This window comes from Bradyrhizobium sp. IC4060, from assembly GCF_020193715.1.
In the GTDB taxonomy this organism is placed as follows: Bacteria; Pseudomonadota; Alphaproteobacteria; order Rhizobiales; family Xanthobacteraceae; genus Bradyrhizobium; species Bradyrhizobium yuanmingense.
Genome location: NZ_JADYVJ010000002.1, coordinates 649,771 through 670,241, shown reverse-complemented (window position 1 = coordinate 670,241; position 20,471 = coordinate 649,771). Strand labels below are relative to the sequence as shown.

At 66.6% G+C, this 20,471-nt stretch carries 15 protein-coding genes; all 15 read right to left on the bottom strand.

The window, feature by feature from the left end; all coding sequences use genetic code 11:
• Positions 1 to 23: 23 nt before the first annotated feature.
• The 15 genes from recN to I6F16_RS09910 all read right to left on the bottom strand — a co-directional run bounded on the left by recN (position 24) and on the right by I6F16_RS09910 (position 20,387).
• Positions 24 to 1,697: a DNA repair protein RecN gene (gene recN, locus I6F16_RS09980; protein ID WP_036003579.1), complete on the bottom strand. Its 1,674-nt coding sequence runs from the start codon at positions 1,695 to 1,697 to the stop codon at positions 24 to 26.
• A gap of 13 nt (positions 1,698 to 1,710) precedes the next feature.
• Positions 1,711 to 2,601, bottom strand: coding sequence for an outer membrane protein assembly factor BamD (locus I6F16_RS09975; RefSeq protein WP_036003576.1), 891 nt, complete (start codon positions 2,599 to 2,601; stop codon positions 1,711 to 1,713).
• Between the two features lie 242 nt (positions 2,602 to 2,843).
• A complete protein-coding gene (gene lpxC / locus I6F16_RS09970) occupies positions 2,844 to 3,806 on the bottom strand; it encodes a UDP-3-O-acyl-N-acetylglucosamine deacetylase (protein ID WP_109144668.1) in 963 nt (320 codons plus the stop codon).
• Between the two features lie 364 nt (positions 3,807 to 4,170).
• The gene (ftsZ, locus tag I6F16_RS09965; protein WP_074447532.1) at positions 4,171 to 5,958 is read right to left on the bottom strand and encodes a cell division protein FtsZ; all 1,788 of its coding nucleotides are present in this window, start codon (positions 5,956 to 5,958) and stop codon (positions 4,171 to 4,173) included.
• 87 nt (positions 5,959 to 6,045) lie between these two features.
• Positions 6,046 to 7,368 carry a cell division protein FtsA gene (gene ftsA, locus I6F16_RS09960; protein WP_036003557.1) on the bottom strand — a complete coding sequence of 441 codons (1,323 nt, stop codon included), beginning with the start codon at positions 7,366 to 7,368 and terminating at the stop codon, positions 6,046 to 6,048.
• Positions 7,365 to 8,393: a cell division protein FtsQ/DivIB gene (locus I6F16_RS09955; RefSeq protein ID WP_057026921.1), complete on the bottom strand. Its 1,029-nt coding sequence runs from the start codon at positions 8,391 to 8,393 to the stop codon at positions 7,365 to 7,367. Before I6F16_RS09955 ends, ftsA begins: the two co-directional genes overlap by 4 nt.
• A gap of 350 nt (positions 8,394 to 8,743) precedes the next feature.
• On the bottom strand, positions 8,744 to 9,730 hold the full coding sequence (locus tag I6F16_RS09950) for a D-alanine--D-alanine ligase (RefSeq protein ID WP_225112646.1): 987 nt from the start codon (positions 9,728 to 9,730) through the stop codon (positions 8,744 to 8,746).
• 150 nt (positions 9,731 to 9,880) lie between these two features.
• Positions 9,881 to 10,798 (bottom strand): UDP-N-acetylmuramate dehydrogenase, encoded by a 918-nt coding sequence (murB, locus tag I6F16_RS09945; RefSeq protein WP_225112586.1) that lies wholly within the window; start codon positions 10,796 to 10,798, stop codon positions 9,881 to 9,883.
• 4 nt (positions 10,799 to 10,802) lie between these two features.
• On the bottom strand, positions 10,803 to 12,206 hold the full coding sequence (gene murC, locus I6F16_RS09940; RefSeq protein ID WP_225112585.1) for a UDP-N-acetylmuramate--L-alanine ligase: 1,404 nt from the start codon (positions 12,204 to 12,206) through the stop codon (positions 10,803 to 10,805).
• Between the two features lie 149 nt (positions 12,207 to 12,355).
• Positions 12,356 to 13,459 (bottom strand): undecaprenyldiphospho-muramoylpentapeptide beta-N-acetylglucosaminyltransferase, encoded by a 1,104-nt coding sequence (murG, locus tag I6F16_RS09935; protein ID WP_199751031.1) that lies wholly within the window; start codon positions 13,457 to 13,459, stop codon positions 12,356 to 12,358.
• A 113-nt stretch (positions 13,460 to 13,572) separates the two neighbouring features.
• Positions 13,573 to 14,724 carry a putative lipid II flippase FtsW gene (gene ftsW, locus I6F16_RS09930; RefSeq protein WP_225112584.1) on the bottom strand — a complete coding sequence of 384 codons (1,152 nt, stop codon included), beginning with the start codon at positions 14,722 to 14,724 and terminating at the stop codon, positions 13,573 to 13,575.
• 160 nt (positions 14,725 to 14,884) lie between these two features.
• Positions 14,885 to 16,285 carry a UDP-N-acetylmuramoyl-L-alanine--D-glutamate ligase gene (murD, locus tag I6F16_RS09925; RefSeq protein WP_225112583.1) on the bottom strand — a complete coding sequence of 467 codons (1,401 nt, stop codon included), beginning with the start codon at positions 16,283 to 16,285 and terminating at the stop codon, positions 14,885 to 14,887.
• A gap of 7 nt (positions 16,286 to 16,292) precedes the next feature.
• Positions 16,293 to 17,396 (bottom strand): phospho-N-acetylmuramoyl-pentapeptide-transferase, encoded by a 1,104-nt coding sequence (gene mraY / locus I6F16_RS09920; protein ID WP_036003524.1) that lies wholly within the window; start codon positions 17,394 to 17,396, stop codon positions 16,293 to 16,295.
• Between the two features lie 139 nt (positions 17,397 to 17,535).
• Positions 17,536 to 18,918: a UDP-N-acetylmuramoyl-tripeptide--D-alanyl-D-alanine ligase gene (gene murF, locus I6F16_RS09915; protein ID WP_225112582.1), complete on the bottom strand. Its 1,383-nt coding sequence runs from the start codon at positions 18,916 to 18,918 to the stop codon at positions 17,536 to 17,538.
• Entirely contained in the window at positions 18,915 to 20,387 is a 1,473-nt protein-coding gene (locus I6F16_RS09910; protein ID WP_225112581.1) for a UDP-N-acetylmuramoyl-L-alanyl-D-glutamate--2,6-diaminopimelate ligase, read from the bottom strand. Before I6F16_RS09910 ends, murF begins: the two co-directional genes overlap by 4 nt.
• Between the last annotated feature and the right edge of the window lie 84 nt (positions 20,388 to 20,471).

Sequence of the window (20,471 nt, the reverse complement as noted above, 5' to 3'; positions counted from 1 at the left end):
CTACGCGCGTCCGGGACACAAGCCTAAGCCGTCGCCGCCTTGAGCAGCCGTTCCGCCGCAGCCCTCGCCTCGGCCGTGATCTCGGCGCCGGCGAGCATGCGGGCGATCTCCTCGCGGCGGTGGTCGGCGGCGAGCGCATTGACGCGGGTGGCGACGCGCTTGCCCTTGTCGAGGGCGTCCTTGGAGATGAGCAGGTGCTGGTCGGCGCGGGCGGCGACCTGCGGGGCGTGGGTCACGGCCATGACCTGGACCTTGCCGGCAAGCCGCGCCAGGCGCCCGCCGATGGCGTCCGCGACCGCGCCGCCGACGCCGGTGTCGATCTCGTCGAAGACGAGCGTCGGCGCCGAGCCGCGGTCGGACAGCACGACCTTGAGCGCGAGCAGGAAGCGCGACAGCTCGCCGCCGGAAGCGACCTTCATCAAGGGCCCCGGTCTGGTGCCCGGATTGGTCTGCACCCAGAACTCGACGCGATCGAAACCTTGCGGCCCGGGCGCAGCCTCGTCGGTCTCGACCTGGGTCATGAACCTCGCGCGTTCGAGCTTGAGCGGGGCAAGCTCGGCATTGACCGCCTTGTTGAGCTTCTCGGCCGACTTCTGCCGCGCCAGCGACAGCTTCTTGGCGGCCGCCGCATAGCGGCTGTCCGCCTCGATCGCGGCCTGCTCCAGCTTCTTCAAGCGCGAGGCGCCGGCATCGATCAGGACGACGTCGGCGGCGTATTTGGCGGCCAGCGCGGCGAGGCCGTCAACCGGGGTCGAATATTTGCGAGACGCCGCACGCAAAGCAAAAAGCCGTTCCTCGATGCGCTCGAGCTCGGCCGGATCGAAATCAGTTGCGGCCAGCGCCGCCTGGAGATGCTGATCGGCCTCCTCCAGCGCGTTGATCGCCGCGTCGATTGCCTTTACCGCGGGCTCGACCAGCGCCGGCGAGTTGACGCCGCGGCGCTCCAGCCGGCGCACCGCCGCCGAGAGCGCGGCAACCGGCGAATGATTGCCGCCGACCGCCTCCTGCGCCTCGCGCAGGTCGGAGGCGATCTTCTCGCCCTGCATCATGGTGGTGCGGCGGGAAGCCAATGCGGTTTCCTCGCCGTCCTTGGGCGCGAGCTGCTTCAGCTCGTCGGAGGCGTGGCGCAGATAATCGGCCTCGCGCGCCGCGCGCTCCATGGCGGCGCGATGCTCCTCCAGCGCGGTGTTGGCGGTGCGGCGCGCATCCCAGAGCGCTTCGACGGCCGCGACGTCCTTCTCGAGGCCGGCAAAAGCGTCGAGCAGGCGGCGGTGGGTGGCGGCATCGACCAGCGCGCGCTCGTCGTGCTGGCCGTGGATCTCGACCAGGGCGGTGCCGACCGCCTTCAGCGTCTGCACGCTGATCGATTGGTCGTTGATGAAGGCGCGGGTGCGGCCGTCGGCGAGCTGCACGCGCCGGAGAATCATCTCGCCGGTGTCGTCGAGGCCATTCTCGGCCAGTATCTTCGTCGCAGGGTGATTCTTCGGGACATCGAACACGGCCGTGACCTGCCCCTGCTCCGCGCCGTGACGCACGAGGCCGGCGTCGCCGCGGCCGCCGAGCGCCAGCGCAAAGGCATCGAGCAGGATGGATTTGCCCGCACCGGTCTCGCCGGTCAAAACCGCGAGGCCGGAGGCGAATTCGATATCGAGCCGTTCGATCAGGACGATGTCACGGATCGACAGACGCGCCAGCATGGAACCAAATTTCCTAGCCGAGTCCCATCTTCTTGAAGGTCCGGCTGATCCAGGACCCCTGATTCTCGCTCGGCTCGAGACCGCCGGATTTTACAAGATTATAGGCGTCCTTGTACCAGCGGCTGTCAGGAAAATTGTGCCCAAGCACCGCCGCCGCGGTCTGCGCTTCGCCAACGATGCCGATCGCCATATAGGCCTCGGTGAGCCGGAACAGCGCCTCCTCGACATGGCGAGTGGTCTGGTACTGCGTCACGACGGTCTTGTAACGATTGATGGCGGCCGTGTAGTCGCGCTTCTGGGCGTAGTAGCGGCCGACATTCATTTCCTTGCCGGCGAGCTGGTCGCGCGCGCCCTCGATCTTGGCCTTGGCCGAGGTCGCATATTCCGAGTTCGGATATTTGCGCACCACCTCTTCCAGTGCGGCGATCGCCTTTTCGGTGCGGGTCTGGTCGCGGCTGATGTCCGGGATCTGGTCGTAATGGGAGGCGGCGATCAGGTATTGCGCATAGGCCGCATCCGGGCTGCCGGGATGCAGCGTGACGTAGCGGGTGGCGGCACCGATGCAACCGTCATAATCGCCGCCCTGATAGGACGCATAGGCCGACATCAGCAGCGACTTGCGGGCCCAGTCGGAATAAGGATGCTGGCGGTCGACCTCTTCGAACTTCTTGTTCGCCGCCTTCATGTCCTTCTTCTCGTTCATGAGGTACAGGCCCTCATTGTAGATCTTGTCGGCGGGCTCCTCGACGAAGGTGTCATCCTTGGCGGTGAACTTGTCCCAGAGCGCGCCCGTGCCGCATCCGGCGAGCGGCAGCGCAAGAACGATGAAGGTGACGGCCTGAATCAGCCCGCGGGCTCGCGACGAGACCGAAAAAAATCCGCGCGTCATACGCTGTGCCGACATGAGTTTAAGCCCTGACGCCCTGTGATGCGGTGTCCGCCAGCCCACGAACCCCTCATGGGCGCGAAATGTAACCGTGGTGCCTGCCACGCGACCACGCCGATGTATCCGAAAAACGATCGTTAACGAACCGGATAGGGAGGCATTTCGCCCGGATTAAGGCGAACCTGCCGCAATGCTAGCCGATCATGGTTACCAGGAGTTTCCCGGGGCCGCCAACCACGTTCCGAAGGCGACAGGCCGCGTCAGGACACATCCGGTCCGAAGGCCGCAGCGACCCGGCCGCCGACGATGCCACGACCGACCTCGCCCACGGCACGCGTGGTGCGGCGGGCAGCCTCGCCCTCGACCACCCGCCAGGCGGTCCGGTCGGCGAGCAGCGCCGTCAAGACGGCGTGGTTGAGCTTATGACCGCCACGCACCGAGCGGTAGGCGCCAAGCAGCGGCAGGCCGGCCAGCGAAAGGTCGCCGATCACGTCCAGCACCTTGTGACGGGCGCATTCATCGGCGTAGCGCAGGCCCTCGGTGTTGAGCAGCCGCTCGTCGTCGAACACGACCGTGTTGTCGAAGGAGGCGCCGAGGGCATAGCCGGCGCTCCAGAGCCGCGCGACGTCGCACATCAGGCCGAAGGTCCGGGCCCGGCCGACTTCACGGCGGAAACCTTCCGGATTGAGGTCGAAGGCGTAAGCCTGCTGGCCGATGACGGGATTGGTGAAATCGATCTCGACCTCGACGCGGAACCCGTTGGTGTGGGGCCTGACCTCGCCGAAGGAGTCGCCGATCTTGACCGAGATCGGCTTCAGAACCTGGATGAAACGGCGCTGCGCCGGCTGGGTGACGATGCCGGCCTGGTCGATTGCCGCGATGAAGGCGGCGGCGCTGCCGTCCATGATCGGGACTTCGGGACCGTCGATCTCGATGGTGGCGTTGTCGACACCCATTCCCCGCAGTGCAGCAAGCACATGCTCGGCAGTGGACACCAGCGGACCGTTGCGGTCGCCGAGGACCGTGGCAAAGTCAGTCGCAATCACTTGCTCGGCGGTGGCCTGAACTTCGCGGTCACTTCCCTCAAGTCCGGTCCGGACAAAAATAAAACCCGCGTCGACAGGCGCAGGCCCAAGCGTGAGAGTGACGGGAAGACCGGAATGAACGCCCACGCCTGCCACAGAGGCTTGCGCACGAAGCGTTGTTTGCCGGCTAAATTTCATCAGGAACCCGCCCCACTAAGACCCACTGCGACTTATACGAGACCTGCTTGGCCGGCCAGAGCCGACGCTACCGAATCTCCGTATCCCCAAGTCACGGCAAACCATAGTTGCAGCCTCAAACAGCGCCAACTCACGCTTTTTTACCGATTGTTACCCCAAACCTGCCGTATTCGCGCCAAGGCTTAACCAAATTGCGCCGGGTTTCGGGACCGCTATCGGCAGTTCTACTGAACCACCGAAGCCGTAATTAATCATTTAAAATCAGTTGTTTGGCTGCTCAATCCGGACATGCCCGGGACAAAAGGAAAGGTCCCGGCGAGCTCCTCGCCGGGACCTTTTTTCGTCTGCCTTATTGTAACAATCCTCAGGTCGCCTGCCGCCGCAGGAAGGCCGGGATATCAAGATGGTCGTCACCCTGTGGCGCCGGCGCAACAGGCGCGGGGCGGCCATGGACGTCCAGACCCTGCGGCGCGGGACGGCGGGCATACTCCGATACCGGCTCGTTGGACGCGATCTGCTGCGCCACGGTCTTCTGCGGCCGGCGTTCGGGCAGCGGCGGCATGGCGGGACCGGCGGTGCGGGCCGCGACCGGTGGCTCGCTTTCCTCGTCGCGACGGCCGAGGCCGACATTGGCGAGGCGCTGCAGCAGCGACAGGCGGGTCTTCTGCGGGGTCTCCTCCTCAGCCTCGCCGCGGGCCTGCCGAATCTCGGCTTGCGCCGGCATCGGCAGCTCCTCGATTCGCGGCATGCGCGGCGCGCGGGCCGGACGCTCGGCCTGCGGCGGGATGAAGGTATCAGGCGTCATCGGCTCCTGCACCGCGACCGGGGCCATGTCGGCCTCCGGGAACAGGGTCGGCTTCTGCGCGATCGGGCGCACGGTGACGTCGCCATAAGTCTGTGGCGCGGGCGGCTGCGGCACCTCGGAAACGGCAGCGGCGATCGCGGCGAGCGCAGCACGCTCGACGTTCGGACGGGGCGCGGCGGCAGCCGGAGCCGGCGCGGCGGCCGGGGTCTGGGCTTCCAGCTTCTGAGCGCGCTCGGCCAGACGCTGATTGTCGGCACGCAGCCGGGCGGTCAGGTCGGCGAGACGGCTCTCGGCGGCGGCGGCCGGGGCGGCAGCCTGCTGCATCTGCGGTGCCGGGTTGGCGACGGGCGCAGAGGTGGCCTGGCTGTTGCGGGCGATCGCGGCCTGCTCGATGCCGGTGGCGACCACCGAGACGCGGATCAGACCGTCGAGCGCTTCGTCGAAGGTGGCGCCGACGATGATGTTGGCGTCCTGGTCGACTTCCTCGCGGATGCGGGTCGCGGCTTCGTCGACCTCGAACAAAGTGAGGTCCTTGCCGCCGGTGATGGAGATGAGGAGGCCCTTGGCGCCCTTCATCGACGAGTCGTCGATCAGCGGGTTGGCGATCGCGGCTTCCGCGGCGGTCAGCGCGCGCTTGTCGCCGGAGGCTTCGCCGGTGCCCATCATCGCCTTGCCCATCTCGCGCATGACGGCGCGGACGTCGGCGAAGTCGAGGTTGATCAGGCCTTCCTTGACCATCAGGTCGGTGATGCAGGCGACGCCCGAATAGAGCACCTGGTCGGCCATCGCGAAGGCGTCGGCGAAGGTGGTCTTCTCGTTGGCGACCCGGAACAGGTTCTGGTTCGGGATGATCAGGAGAGTATCCACGACCTTGTGCAGCTCGGAGATGCCGGCTTCGGCCGTGCGCATGCGGCGCTGGCCCTCGAAGTGGAACGGCTTGGTCACCACGCCGACGGTGAGGATGCCCATGTCGCGCGCGGTCTTGGCGATGACGGGAGCTGCACCCGTGCCGGTGCCGCCGCCCATGCCGGCGGTGACGAACACCATGTTGGCGCCCGAGAGATGGTCGCGCAACTCGTCGATCACCTCTTCCGCGGCCGCGGCGCCGACGTTCGGCTGTGAGCCGGCGCCGAGGCCTTGCGTGACGGCCGTGCCCATCTGCACGATGCGCTGCGCCTTCGACATGGTCAGCGCCTGCGCATCGGTGTTGGCGACCACGAAGTCGACGCCCTGCAGGCCCGCCGTGATCATGTTGTTGACGGCGTTGCCGCCGGCGCCGCCGACGCCGAACACGGTGATCCGGGGCTTCAGTTCGTGAATATCAGGAACATTGATGCTGATGGTCATGGTTGCCTCTCGATCACGCGCGCGTGGGTTCGCCCCGGCCGGTGGCCGCGGGAGTTGGTGAAAATCGAAGATTGCGGAAAGCGGTCATCAGAAGCCCTCGCGTAGCCATCGTCCGACCTTTCCGAAATATCCGCCGGTCCCTGTCTTGATCTGCTGCCGCGTATGCCGCGGTTCGACATGTTCGAGGTGAACATATTGCGGGTAGACCAGAAGTCCGGCCGGCACCGCGAACGCGGCGTTCTTCGCCTCGTTGGGAAGCCGGCCGAAACCGAGCGGACGACCGACCCGCACGGGCCGGCCGAGAATCCGGGTGCCGAGATCGACGAGGCCGGTCAACTGCGAGGCCCCGCCCGAGAGCACGACGCGGCCGTTCGGCTCTGCGGCGAAGGGCGAATCCTTCAGCTTGTCCCGAACCATTTCGAAGACTTCCTCGGCACGGTGCTTGACGATGTTCGCGATGGTGGCGCGGGAGACGATCTGCGGCAGATCCTGCTCGTCACCGGCTGTCGGCACAGACATCAGCTCACGCGAGTCCGATCCGCCGGTGATGACGGTACCGTATAAGGTCTTGATTCGCTCGGCATCGGCAATGGTCGCCGAGAGTCCGCGCGCAAGATCCATCGTGATGTGTTGCCCGCCGACCGCAAAACCCGCCGCATGCACGAAGCGGCCGCCCGAATAAACGGCAATCGTGGTGGTGCCGGCGCCCATCTCGACGACAGCGGCGCCGAGATCGGCCTCGTCGTCGGTCAGCACCGACAGTCCGGCCACATAGGGGCTGGCTGCCATGGCTTCGACATTGATGTGGCAGCGCTCCACGGCCAGCATCAGGTTCCGCGCCACGGTGGCGTCGCAGGTGACGACGTTCATGTCGACGCCGAACTGGTGCGCGACCATGCCGCGGGGATCGCGGATTCCTTTGACACCATCGAGCGTGTAGCCGACCGGCAGGGCGTGCAGCACGGTCCGGCCTTCGCCGGTGGCGTGGCGCATGCCGGTGGAGGTGACGCGACTGACGTCGGCCGGCGTCACGGCGCCGCCACGAATGTCGGCGGCAGCCTCGACCAGCTGGCCGGCGAGCCGGCCGCCGGAGACCGACAACAGCACGGACTCGACCCGCACCTTGGCCATCTTCTCCGCGAGCCCGACGGCCTGGCGCACCGCCTGCTCGCATTCGCCGAGATCGATCACCGCGCCGGCCTTCATGCCGCGCGCCTGGATCTGGCTGTAGCCGATCAATTCCACCGCATGTGTGCGGCCGCGCAGCGCATCGCTCGGCGGCGACGGCTTCAGCCGCGCGATCATGCAGGCGATCTTGCTGGTGCCGATGTCGAGGCAGGCGACGATGCCGCCGCGCTTGTGCGGCATCGGGCGCGTCTTCGGCGTCTGGGTGCGATCGAGACCGGTCATGCGGAATCCCCGGCCTTCTTTTTCTTCTTGTCCTTGAACAGCTCCTCGCGCGCCTTGGCGGCGTCCTCGGAGAGCTGCACCACCAGCCGGTCCGGCAGGCGCATGTCGACGGCGACGATATCGCGCGAGAACAGCCTGTCCTCCTTGTCGAGCTTCGACAGCATCGCAAGCGCGTTGCCGACGTCCTGCTCGGGCAGGCGAATGTCGAGACCGTCCTTGAGCCGCAGGTTCCAGCGCCGCTCGCCGACGTAGATCGCGGCCTTGGTCACCGAATGGACCTGCGGGTAGCGCGCCAGCAGCGCCAGGAAATCGCGGGCCTGGGTCTCGGCGCCCTTGCCGACCACGAGCGGCAGCGACAGGAAGCGGCGCGAGACATAGGGCTCGAGCACGGCGCCGTCGTCGGCGATGACGGAGAGCCGGCCGGCCTCCTGCCACAGCGCGAACGCCTTGCGCTCGGTGAGCTCGATCATGAGCTGGCCCGGATAGAGCTTCAGCACGGTCGCATCCGCGATCCAGGGATTGGCCTTGAGCTTGTCGCGCACCGCCTCGGCATCGAGGAACAGCAGCGAGGAGCGACCGCTGACGCCGCCGATCGCGAGGATCTCGTCCTGGGTCAGCTGCTTGCGGCCGTTGATCACGACGGAGGTGATGCGGAAGCCGGCGGAATTGGCCAGCGCATTGCGGGCATCGCTGACCGCGGTGACGAAATCCTGGAGGTGGCCGCCCTTGACGATGCCGAAGCCGCAGCTGCCGATCAACAGCAGCACGGTCATGCTGAGGCCGACCCGGCGCGGCAGATAGCGCTCGACCAGCGCGACCAGGCGCGGCGGCGGCTCGCGCTCGACGGCGGCCTTGGCCTGGGCTTTGGCTTTGGCCTTGTCCCTGGCGGCAGCGCGCGCCGCTTCGTGCCTGTCCTGCACCCACTCGCGCAGAAGCACGACCGCTCCGATAGCGGCCGCCTTCAGGTCAGCTTGAGGCCTCAGCGATCTCAAAACCGATCGGGTGAGGCGTCCTGCACCATCCATTGCACGAGCTCGTCAACAGTTTGCCCGCGACATCGCGCGGATCCTGGCGAACATGACGTCTCGGACCTGCCGGGCCGGGTGCTGGTCTTCAGCAGAAGAAAACCTCTCCCCTTCAAAGCGTTCGCTGGAGGTGACATCACCCGCGACAGCTCACGCGCCGGCAGCCAAAGCGCCATATGCGCCGCCAGCGTTAACCTTCGGACGTCCTGGTAAACAAAAGGTAAAATTCGTTAACGACCTGCGCATTTTGCCTCGCGCTGTGAGGCATTTGCGCCGCGATGTCCGGCATTTTACCGGTTTTGGCCGCCAAACCGGCACGTTTCGCCGGTCCGGCCGTTAACCAGTCCTGACTATTTCCGCACGCGCTGGCAGGCGAGCTCGACCAGGCCGCGCAGGAAGTCGACGAACTCGATGCCTTCGGCTTTCAGCGCCTTGGGGTAGAGCGAGGACTTGGTCAGCCCGGGCAGCGTGTTGGTTTCGAGATAGACCAGGCCCCTGTCCGAGACGATGAAGTCAGAACGGGAATAGCCGGTGCAGGACATTGCGCGATGGGCCAGCATCGCCTGCGCCTGGAGCGCGGCGGTGATCTCGGGTGCGAAGCGGCCGGGGCAGATCTCCTGGGTCGACTTCAGAAGATATTTCGCCGCGTAGTCGAAATTGCCCTCGCCCGGAATGATCTCGATCGGCGGCAGCGAGATGATCGAGCCGTCGGTGCGCTCCAGCACGCCACAGGTCGCCTCCACGCCGGCGATGTAGGGCTCGATGACGTACTCTTCATGCTTCGCTGCGTTGCGGACAGCGACGAGGTCCTGCTTGGCATTGACGAAGATCAGGCCGTAGCTCGACCCGTCGCGCGCGGGCTTTGCGATCAGCCTTCCATACTCGGCGAAAGCCTCGTCGATATCATCGAGCGCAAGATTTTCCGGCGGCGTCACGCCGCCGAGCGCGGCGAAGCGCTTGGCTGCGATCTTGTCGAAGGCCAGATGCGACGACGCCGAGCCCGAGCCGGTGAAGGGCACGCCGCGCGCCTCGCACATCACCTGCAATTCGCCGTTCTCGGCACGCCCGCCGTGCAGGCCGAGCACCAGCACGCGATCCTCAGCCTTGGCCCGGTCGAGCGCCTGCGCGAGCGGGACGCCGCGCGTGCCCGGCTTGAATTCGTCCTCGAACGGGCGGGCATGCTCGAGCAGCTGCTTCGACTGCACGACGTGCACCTTGTCCTCGACGTCCCACCACCAGAGGTCAGCCTCGGGCAGCGCCTGATGCAGCGCCTGGGCTGTGGCAACCGAGACGAGACGCTCGCGGTTGGAGCCGCCGAAGAGGATGGTGATGCGCATGGTCATAGTCTCTCTCGTTCCGTCATTCCGGGGCGCGACGTAGTCGCGAACTACGGTGCGCAATTGCGCACCTGAGAATCCATTCATCCACGAACTCCGCCGCCCTATGGATTCCGGGCTCTCGCCTCGCGAGCCCCGGAATGACGGAAATCATGAAACCCCGATCCGCTTGATTTCCCAGTGTAGCTCGATTCCGGAATTCGCCTTCACGCGTGCACGTACCGTCTCGCCCAGCGTCTCGATGTCGTGCGCGGTGGCCTCGCCCGTGTTGATCAGGAAATTGCAATGCATCTCCGAGACCTGCGCGCCGCCGACGCGCAGGCCGCGGCAGCCGGCAGCGTCGATCAGCTTCCAGGCGGAATGGCCGGGCGGATTCTTGAAGGTCGAGCCGCCGGTTTTCTCGCGGATCGGCTGCGCGGTCTCGCGATGGCTCTGCACCTCCGCCATGCGCGCGCGGATCGCCTCCGCGTCCCTGATCTCGCCGCGAAAGCGCGCGGAGGTGAAGATGATGGAGGGATCGACGCCGCTGGAGCGGTAGACGAACTTCATCTCGGCGTTGGAGAAGACGTGCTTGGTGCCGTCGCGCCCGATGCCCCTCGCCTCGATCAGCACGTCCTTGGTCTCGTCGCCATTGGCGCCGGCATTCATGCGCAACGCACCACCGATCGTGCCGGGAATGCCGAAATAGAATTCGAGCCCACTGATATTGGCGGAGGCCGCAACTTCGGCCACGCGCTTGTCGAGCGCAGCCGTGCCGGCGGTGACGATGTCGCCGCTCGCAGTCGCCTCGCCGAAGGCGCGCGGCGCGAGACGAATGACGACGCCGGCAATGCCGCCGTCGCGCACGATCAGATTGGAGCCGACCCCGATGACGTAGACGGGAATGGCGGAGGCGAGATGCGCCAGGAAGTAAGCGAGATCGTCCTCGTCCGCTGGCGTGAACAGCACCTGCGCGGGACCGCCGACGCGAAACCAGGTGAGCTCGGCCAGCGACTGGTTCGCCAGCAGCCGCCCGCGAAGCTCGGGCATCGCGGCTTTGAGTGAAGGGGTGATGTCGGGAAATCCCACCGCGCTACCCCAGCGCCTTCAACTGGTCCGGCAGCGCATACGCCCATTGCGTGATGTTGCCGGCGCCGAGACACACAACGAGATCGCCGCTCTTGGCGATGCCATGAACGATTTTGGCTAGTTCGCCGGCATTGGGCAGCGGGATCACCTCGCGATGGCCGTGGGCGCGCAGGCCGGCGACGAAATGGTCGCGGTCGATGCCTTCGATCGGCGCCTCGCCGGCAGCATAGACGTCGGCGACGACGACCGCATCGGCATCGTTGAAGCAGGTGCAGAACTCCTCGAACAGCGATTGCAGGCGGGTGTAGCGATGCGGCTGCACCACCGCGATCACCTTGCCGGTGTAAGAATCGCGCGCGGCCTTCAGCACGGCTGCGATCTCCACGGGGTGATGGCCGTAATCATCGATCACGGTGACGCCGTTCCACTCGCCGGTCTTGGTGAAGCGGCGCTTGACGCCGCCGAAGCCGGCCAGCGCCTTGCGGATCGCCTCGTCCGACACGCCGAACTCGTGCGCGACCGCGATCGACGCCGTCGCATTCGAGGCATTGTGCCGGCCCGGCATCGGCAGCGCGAGATCGGCGATCTCGTGCGTGGTGCCGTTCTTGCGGTCGCGGATCACGACCTTGAACTTCGAGCCGCCGCCGCCGGCGGTGAGATCGACCAGCCGCGCATCGGCCTGCGGATTCTCGCCATAAGTGATGATGCGGCGGTCCTCGATCTTGCCGACGAGGCTCTGCACGACGGGATGATCGATGCACATCACGGCAAAGCCGTAGAACGGCAGGTTCTCGACGAAGTGACGAAACGCGTCCTGCACCGCCTCGAAGGTCTTGAAGTGATCGAGATGCTCGGGGTCGACATTGGTGACGATCGCGACATCGGTCGGCAGCTTCAGGAACGTGCCGTCGCTCTCGTCGGCCTCGACCACCATCCAGTCGCCGGCGCCAAGCCGCGCGTTGGAGCCGTAGGCGTTGATGATGCCGCCGTTGATCACGGTCGGATCGAGCCCGCCGGCGTCGAGCAGCGTGGCGACCATCGTCGTCGTGGTGGTCTTGCCGTGGGTGCCGGCGATGGCGACGCAGCTCTTCAACCGCATCAGCTCGGCCAGCATCTCGGCGCGGCGCACCACGGGAATGCGCCTCTCGCGCGCCGCCATCAGTTCCGGATTGTCGCGCTTGATCGCGGAAGACACGACCACGACCTCGGCGCCGTCGATATTCTCGGCCTTGTGGCCGACCGAGACTTTCGCGCCCTTCTTGCGCAGACGGTCGAGATTGTAATTGTCGGCGGCGTCCGAGCCCTGCACGGCATAGCCGAGATTGGCCAGCACCTCGGCGATGCCGCTCATGCCGATCCCGCCGATCCCGACGAAGTGGATGGGTCCGATCTCGCGCGGCAGTCTCATGTGGTTTCCTTGGGGTCATCGTCCGCGAAGGCGGACGATCCAGTACTCCGCGACGCCAGAGATTCAAATCAACTGCGTCGGATACTGGATGCCCCGCTTTCGCGGGGCATGACAAGTGGCTTTTTTGGCCATTCGGGCCGGAACAGGCGTCAGATTCCCGCGGTCTTCACCACGAGATCCGCCAGCCGCTCGGCCGCATCGAGCCGCCCCGCCCCCTTCGCCGCCGCCGCCATGGCGGCAAGCCGTGCCGGCTCGGCGGCGAAGCCAGAAATTTCGGATGCCAGCCGGTCGGAGCTGAACTCGGTCTGCGGGATGCGGATCGCGCCGTCGACCTTGGCCAGCACGCCGGCATTGGCGAACTGGTCCTGGTCGATCGAGCCCGGCAACGGCACCAGGATGGAGGGGCGACCGATCGCGGCGAGCTCGGCCACGGTCCCCGCACCGGAGCGCGATACCACGAGATGATTGGAGGCAAGCCGCGCCGGCAGATCCGTGAAGAACGGCGCGAGCTCGGCCTTGATCTTGAGCTTGTCGTAGACGGCGCGCACGCGGCTCATGTCCTCTTCGCGCACCTGCTGGGTGAGGACGAGACGGCTCCACAGCGCAGGCTCGAGCCGCTCGATCGCGCTAGGCACGATGTCGGCCATGATGCGCGCGCCCTGGCTGCCGCCGACGACGAGCAGACGCAGCGGACCGTTCGGCTCGGGCGCGGCATACTTCACCGCGGCGGCCGCGAGGATCGCCGGACGCATCGGCGTGCCGACGGTCGTCGTCTTGCCTGCCAGCGCCGGATCGCGATCGAGCACACCGGGCAAGGACGTCGCGATGGCGCGCACGCGGCTCGACAGGAACCGGTTGGCGCGGCCGAGCACGGCGTTGGCGTCGTGGATGATGCCGGGCACGCCGGCGAATTTCGCCGCGACCAGCGGCGGCAGCGTCGGATAGCCCCCGAAGCCGACGACGGCGACGGGCTTCAGCCGCTTGATCAGCGCGTAGGCGGACAGCGTGCCGGCGGCAAGCGTGAGGCCGGCATAGGCCAGCTGAAGCGGATTGCGGCCGCGCGCGGTCTCGCTTCTGACGACGTCGATCATGTCCTTGCTGAATAGCCCGCTATAGCGCAGCGCGCGCTCGTCGGTGACGAGGCGGACGCGATAGCCGCGCCGGATCAATTCGACGCCGAGCGCCTCGGCCGGGAACAGATGGCCGCCGGTGCCGCCCGCGGCGAGAAGAATCAGGGGGGACGTGTCCATAATGAGGGCGTTTTACAGGGTCTTTCTCGTCATTGCGAGCGAAGCGAAGTAATCCAGACCACCTCCGCGGAGACAGCCTGGATTGCTTCGTCGCTTCGCTCCTCGCAAATGACGGCTCACGCGTAACTGCGCATCGCCTCGGCGTGGCCGCTCGCCTCGACCTCGGTGCGCGGGCGCAGCCGCGTCAGCGCCAGCATCATGCCTATGCCATAGGCGAGCGAGACCATCGAGGAGCCGCCATAGGAGATGAAGGGCAGCGTCATGCCCTTGGCGGGGATGAGCTGCAGGTTCACCGACATGTTGATCGCCGCCTGCACGCCGAACAGGATCGCGAGCCCGGAGGCCGCAAAGCGCGAGAACATGTCCTCGTTGGCATAGGCGCGCGACAGCGTGCGCATGACGACGAAGGCGAACAGCGCCAGCATCGCAAGGCACAGGATGATGCCGAACTCTTCGCCCGCGACCGCGAAGACGAAGTCGGTGTGGCTGTCCGGCAGGCTGCGCTTGGCGATGCCCTCGCCCGGTCCGAGCCCGAACCAGCCGCCGTTGTAGAAAGCCTCCATGGCGGTATCGACCTGGAAGGTGTCGCCGGAGGCCGGGTTCATGAAGCGCTTGATGCGCCCCGCGACGTGCGGAACGAACAGATAGGCGCTGAACAGGCCGGCCGCGCCGAGACCTGCGAGGCCGAACACCCAGATCATCCGCATGCCCGCGATGAAGAACAGCGAGCCCCACACCATCAGGACCAGCATGGTCTGGCCGAAATCCGGCTCCATCACCAATAGCGCGACCAGCATCAGCAGCAGCATCACCGCCATCGAGGTCGCCGGCATCTCCGGGCGCCTCGTCGATTCCGCGAACAGCCAGGCCGCGATCACGACGAAGGACGGCTTTGCGATCTCGGAGGCCTGGATGTTGACGCCGAGCAGCGTGATCCAGCGGCGCGAGCCCTTCACCTCCGGGCCGAAGGCGAGCGTGAGCACGATCAGGACGATGCTCGCCGCGAAGATGATCAGCGCCGAGCGGCGGATCGCGCGCGGCGACAGGAAGGACACCCCGAGCAGCACGATGCAGGACGGCACCAGGAACAGCACGTGGCGGCTGAAGAAATGGAAGGCATCGAGCCCGATGCGGGTCGCAACCGGCGGGCTCGCCGCCAGCGACAGGATCACCCCGGTCAGCATCAGCCCCAGGATGGCGCCCATCAGCGGCTTGTCGACGGTCCACCACCACTCGGAAAAGGGGGTGCGTTCTTCACGGGAGAGCATGGGCGGCCGCTTTCGGACAGAGGTCCGTTCATTGGTCGCCGAGGTTGGTTACCGCAGGGTTAAGGAAGTGCGGATGTTTGGAATTGTAGAATGGATAGAGCAAAGCGAAACCGGTCAATAGACCGCGAGAACGATGGGTTTCGCTTCGTTCTACCCAAGCTCACACCACCGGCTGCACACCCGGCAGCGCTTGCACCAGCTCGCGGAACTTGGTGCCGCGGATCTCGAAGTTGCGGTACTGGTCGAAGGAGGCGCAGGCGGGCGACAGCAGCACGACGGCATCGGTGAGGCCAGAGGCTTCCGCATCGCGGGCCGCGTGTTCGACCGCAACGTCCAGGGTCTGGCTGATCTCGTGCCCGACCTGTGTGCCCAGCGTGCCCGAAAACTCCTGCGCGGCTTCGCCGATCAGATAGGCTTTGCGGATGCGCGGGAAGAACCCGGTCAGGCTCGTAATGCCGCCGGCCTTCGGCTTGCCGCCGGCAATCCAGAAGATGTCGGCGAAGGACGACAGCGCATGCGCGGTGGCGTCCGCGTTGGTGCCCTTGGAATCGTTGACGAACAGCACGTTGCCGCGGCGCCCGACCTGCTCCATGCGATGCGCCAGGCCCGGAAAGCTGCGCAGGCCGTTCTGCAGCACGTCCTGGCTGATGCCCATCGCGAGCGCGGCAGCAGCCGCGCAGGCCGCGTTTTGCGCGTTGTGCTGGCCGCGCAGCGAGCCGATGCCACCGAGCGCGGCGACCTCGCTGCGGGCGCCGCCCGCGGCGCGCACGATGGTGCCGTGCTCGACGTAAATGCCCGACGCGAGCGGATTCTTGACCGAGATGCGCACGACGTTCTTGCCGGCGCGGTCGAGCCGGTCGGCAATATCGCGGCAATAGCCGTCATCGACGCCGACGATCGAGGTGCCGCCGCCTTGCACGCCGGCCACGAGGCGCTCCTTCACCACGGCGTAATGCTCGATCGTGCCGTGGCGATCGATATGGTCCTCACTGACGTTGAGCAGGATGCCGACGGAGGGATCGAGCGAGGGCGTGAGGTCGATCTGGTAGGACGACATCTCGATAACGTGGACGCGGCCCGTGCGCGGCGGCTCCAGCGACAGGATCGCGGTGCCGATATTGCCGCCCATCTGGGTGTCGTAGCCGGCGACCTTGGTCAGATGCGCAATCAGCGCCGTCGTGGTCGACTTGCCGTTGGTGCCGGTGATGGCGACGAACGGCGCGTCCGGCGCATGGCGGCGCCGCTCACGGCAGAACAGCTCGATGTCGCCGATCACCTCGACGCTTGCCTCGCGCGCCTTCAACACGCTCCAATGCGGCACCGGATGGGTCAGCGGCACGCCGGGCGCGAGCACCAACGCGGCGAACTGCGCCCAGGAGACGTTGCGCAAGTCCGCGGTGATGAAGCCGGCCTGCGCGGCCTTGGCGACGTTCTCGGCATTGTCGTCGGCGGCTATCACGTCGGCGCCGCCGGCCTTCAACGCATGGCAGGAGGCGAGCCCCGAGCCGCCGAGGCCGAACACCGCGACCGTCTTGCCGGCGAAGGACGTGACGGGGATCATCGATCGGTCACCGCAGCTTCAGCGTCGAGAGGCCGGCGAGCGCCAGCATCACCGAGATGATCCAGAATCGGATCACGATCTGCGGCTCGGTCCAGCCCTTCTGCTCGAAGTGATGGTGGATCGGCGCCATCGCGAACACGCGCTTGCCCGTGAGCTTGAAGGACACGACCTGCACGATGACCGAAACCGCCTCGAGCACGAACAATCCGCCGATCACCGCGAGCACGATCTCGTGCTTCACCGCGACCGCGATCGCGCCGAGCATGCCGCCGAGCGCGAGCGAGCCGGTGTCGCCCATGAAGATCGAGGCCGGCGGCGCGTTGAACCAGAGGAAGCCGAGGCCGGCGCCGAGCAACGCGCCGCAGAGCACCGCGAGCTCGCCGGTGCCGGCGACATATTTGATCTGGAGGTAATCGGCGAACACCAAGTTGCCGGTGAGATAGGCGATCATCGCGAAGCTCGCGGTGGCGATCATCACCGGCACGATGGCGAGGCCGTCGAGGCCGTCGGTGAGGTTCACCGCATTGCCAGCGCCGACGATGACGAAGGCGCCGAAGACGACGAAGAACCAGCCGAAATGCAGCACGGTATCCTTCAGGAAGGGAATCGTCAGCGCAGTCGAGGCGGGATCGCGGTTCAGCCGCACCAGCGCATAGCAGGCGACCAGCGCGATCACGGCTTCGATCAAGAGGCGCAGCTTGCCGCCGAACCCGGTCGTGGTCTGCTTGGTCACCTTGAGGTAATCATCATAGAAGCCGACGAAGCCGAAGCCGAGCGTTACCGCCAGCACGATCCAGACATAGGGATTGAGCGGATTGGCCCACAGCACGGTGCCGACCGTGAGCCCGGACAGGATCATCAGCCCGCCCATGGTGGGCGTGCCTTTCTTCGAGAGATGCGATTGCGGACCGTCGGTGCGGATCGGCTGGCCCTTGCCCTGGCGGATGCGCAAATGATCGATGATCCAGGGGCCGAACAGGAACACGAACAGCGCGCCGGTCACGATGGCGCCACCGGTGCGGAAGGTGATGTAGCGGAAGACGTTCAGGAAGGTGCGAAAGGCACCGAAGCCCGGAAATGTGTTGGAAAGCTCGATCAGCCAGTAAAACATTCAGACGGTCCTATGGCGCCTTTGCACGTCCAGGTGCTTCACGCGCATTCGCTGGTCTTCGTCATGGGCCGCGCGTTTCGGGAAACGGACGGCTTCCGCCGCAAAGGGTGGGATTCGGGAACGGCGTCTTCCAAGCAGTTTACGCCTTTGCCTGCAAGGCGGCCACCAGCCCCGGCACAAACTTGTTGACCCAGAACATCTTCTTGCTGCCCTTGACAACCACGACGTCGCCTGCCTTCAGCAGCTTTGCGACCTCGGCCGGCTCCAGCGTGGCGGGATCGTCGTGCCAGCCAAGACCCTTGCCCGAGGGCAATGCGTCGAACAGGTGGCGCATCAGCGGCCCGACGCAATAGACGCCGTCGATGCCGTCGAGGTGGCTGGCAAGGCCGGTGTGATAGCTCGTTGCGTCCTCGCCGAGCTCGAGCATGTCGCCGAGAATCGCGATGCGGCGGCCGCCGCTCATGTTGCGCGCCTGCAGACTTTGCAGCGCCGCGGCCACGCTGGCCGGATTGCCGTTGAAGCTGTCGTCGATCACGGTGACGTCGCCGACCGCCTGCTCGACGCCGCGGCCGGTCATGATGCCGACGCGGTCGAGCTTGACCGCGAGCGTCGCGACGTCGAGATGCGCGGCATGAACCGAGGCGAGCGCGGCCAGCGCATTGTGCACCCGGTGCGGCGCGCCAGGGGTGAGGCTGAAGGCGATCTCCTTCCTGCCGATCGCGGCCACGACCTGCCAGCTCTCGCCGTGCGGCGCGTGCGCGACCTCGTGCACCTCGGCATGCTCGCCGCCGAAGCGCACGACCTTGCCCTTCCACTCGGAAGCCTTGATTCCGGCGGGCAGCACCAGCACGCCGTTCTCGGGCAGTCCGAGCGCGATCGATACCTTCTCGCGCCGGATGGCTTCGAGCGAACCGAGCTTTTCCAGATGCACCGGCTGGACGTTGACGACGAGCGCGACGGTTGGCTGCGTGAGCTCGCTGAGACGGGCGATCTCACCCTTCTGGTTCATGCCCATCTCGACGACCCAGAGGCTGGCGTCCCGCCTCGCGTTGCACAGCGTCAGCGGCACGCCCCAGAAATTGTTGAAGCTCGAGGGGCTGGCATAGGCGTTCGGATAGGCGGCGATGAATTCCTTGGTGCTGGTCTTGCCGGCGCTGCCGGTGAGCCCGATCACCGGGCCGTTGAAGCGCGCGCGTGCGGCGCGCGCGAGGCCCCAGAGGCCGTCGATCAGCGTGTCCTTGACCACGATCTGGGGGATGCGGATGCCCGCGATCTCGTGCGGCACGATCATCGCCACTGCGCCTGCGGCTTCCGCCTTGTCGGCGAACTCCCAGCCGTCGCGCGCGCTGGCGAAAGCCGAGATGAAGCCGCCGCTCGGCGTGCCGCTCAGCGCAACGAACAGGCTGCCCGGCTTCACCAGCCGGCTGTCCTGGGTGACGAAATCGATTGCCGTCTCCGGGAACGATCCGGCCACGCCCAGCGCGCGCGCGACCTCGGCAACCGTCCATATTGACCCGCTCATGCAACCCTCGACGCTAGTGCGGCGGCGACCGCCTCGTGATCACTGAAAGGCAGCACCTCGCCGCCGACGATCTGCCCGGTCTCGTGGCCCTTGCCGGCGATGAGCAGCGCATCGCCCTGCTGCAAGTCCTCGATCGCGGCGCGGATCGCCTCGGCGCGATCGCCGATCTCGCGGGCGCCCTTGGCGGCGGCGAGGATCGCGGCGCGGATCGCTTCCGGCTTCTCGCTGCGCGGATTGTCGTCGGTGACGATGACGGCGTCGGCGTTCGCCGCCGCGATCTCGCCCATGATCGGACGCTTGCCGGCATCGCGGTCGCCGCCGGCGCCGAATACGACGACCAGCTTGCGCTTCGCATAAGGCCGCAGCGCCTGCAGCGCCTTCGCGAGCGCATCGGGCTTGTGCGCGTAATCGACGAAGATCGGCGCCCCGTTGCGTTCGCCGACGCGCTCGAGCCGGCCCTTGGCGCCTTCGAGATGTTCGAGGCTCGCAAACACGTTTTCAGCATCGCTGCCCGTGCCGATGGCCAGGCCGGCCGACACCAGCGCATTCTCGATCTGGAATTCGCCGACCAGCGGCAGCCGGATCGCGTAAGCCCTGCCGCGATGTTCGACCGTGAGCTTTTGCGAGAAGCCTTCGACCACGGCCTCCGTGACGCGAATGCCCTCGCCGGCGCCATCGCCGTTGCGGCCCACCGCCATGACGCGCAGGCCGCGCGATGTCGCCGCATCGATCGCCTCCGCCGAGCAATCATGATCGGCCGAGATCACCGCCGCGCCATCAGGCGGCACCAGCTCGCGGAACAGGCGGAGCTTAGCCGCGAGGTAATGCGCAACGGTCGGATGGTAATCCATGTGGTCGCGCGAGAGATTGGTGAAGCCGCCGGCCGAGACGCGCACGCCGTCGAGGCGATATTGGTCGAGCCCGTGCGAGGACGCCTCGAAGGCGAGATGCGTGACGCCCTCGCGCGCGATCTCGTCGAGCTGCCGGTGCAGCGCGATCGGATCCGGCGTGGTCAGCGAGCCATAGACCGTGCGCTTTTGCGATACGAGACCGATGGTGCCGATGCTGGCGGAGGCGTGCCCAAGCCGCTCCCAGATCTGGCGCGTGAACGCGGCGACCGAGGTCTTGCCGCTGGTTCCGGTCACCGCGGCAATCGTCGCGGGCTGTGCCGGGAAAAATCTGGCCGCGGCAAGTGCCAACGCGCGGCGTGGATTGGCGACAGCGATGAACGGCACCTTGCAGGCGGCCGGTGCGTGGTCGCCGACGACGGCCACCGCGCCCGCCGCAATCGCGGCATCGACGAAGCGGGCGCCGTCGGTCTTGCTGCCTGCGAGCGCGAAGAAGAGATTGCCCGGCTTGACCACGCGGCTGTCGAGCGCAAGGCCGCTCACCTCGAGCGCCGCAGCGGCGGGCTCGATCGCGGCATCATTGCCCTTGACATCCTGACCCAAGAGGTCGCGCAGCTTCATGGTGTTCCAGTCGACATGCCGTGCCGGAAAGCCGAATCCTCCGGGGAAAATCCCGACTCAGCAGCGGCGATGGCCCACCCGGTT

Excerpts from the sequence above, each read along its gene's own strand:
- recN (WP_036003579.1), bottom strand. The coding sequence starts at position 1,697 with ATGCTGGCGCGTCTGTCGATCCGTGACATCGTCCTGATCGAACGGCTC.
- I6F16_RS09975 (WP_036003576.1), bottom strand. The coding sequence starts at position 2,601 with ATGTCGGCACAGCGTATGACGCGCGGATTTTTTTCGGTCTCGTCGCGA.
- lpxC (WP_109144668.1), bottom strand. The coding sequence starts at position 3,806 with ATGAAATTTAGCCGGCAAACAACGCTTCGTGCGCAAGCCTCTGTGGCA.
- ftsZ (WP_074447532.1), bottom strand. The coding sequence starts at position 5,958 with ATGACCATCAGCATCAATGTTCCTGATATTCACGAACTGAAGCCCCGG.
- ftsA (WP_036003557.1), bottom strand. The coding sequence starts at position 7,368 with ATGACCGGTCTCGATCGCACCCAGACGCCGAAGACGCGCCCGATGCCG.
- I6F16_RS09955 (WP_057026921.1), bottom strand. The coding sequence starts at position 8,393 with ATGGATGGTGCAGGACGCCTCACCCGATCGGTTTTGAGATCGCTGAGG.
- I6F16_RS09950 (WP_225112646.1), bottom strand. The coding sequence starts at position 9,730 with ATGCGCATCACCATCCTCTTCGGCGGCTCCAACCGCGAGCGTCTCGTC.
- murC (WP_225112585.1), bottom strand. The coding sequence starts at position 12,206 with ATGAGACTGCCGCGCGAGATCGGACCCATCCACTTCGTCGGGATCGGC.
- ftsW (WP_225112584.1), bottom strand. The coding sequence starts at position 14,724 with ATGCTCTCCCGTGAAGAACGCACCCCCTTTTCCGAGTGGTGGTGGACC.
- murD (WP_225112583.1), bottom strand. The coding sequence starts at position 16,285 with ATGATCCCCGTCACGTCCTTCGCCGGCAAGACGGTCGCGGTGTTCGGC.
- mraY (WP_036003524.1), bottom strand. The coding sequence starts at position 17,396 with ATGTTTTACTGGCTGATCGAGCTTTCCAACACATTTCCGGGCTTCGGT.
- murF (WP_225112582.1), bottom strand. The coding sequence starts at position 18,918 with ATGAGCGGGTCAATATGGACGGTTGCCGAGGTCGCGCGCGCGCTGGGC.
- I6F16_RS09910 (WP_225112581.1), bottom strand. The coding sequence starts at position 20,387 with ATGAAGCTGCGCGACCTCTTGGGTCAGGATGTCAAGGGCAATGATGCC.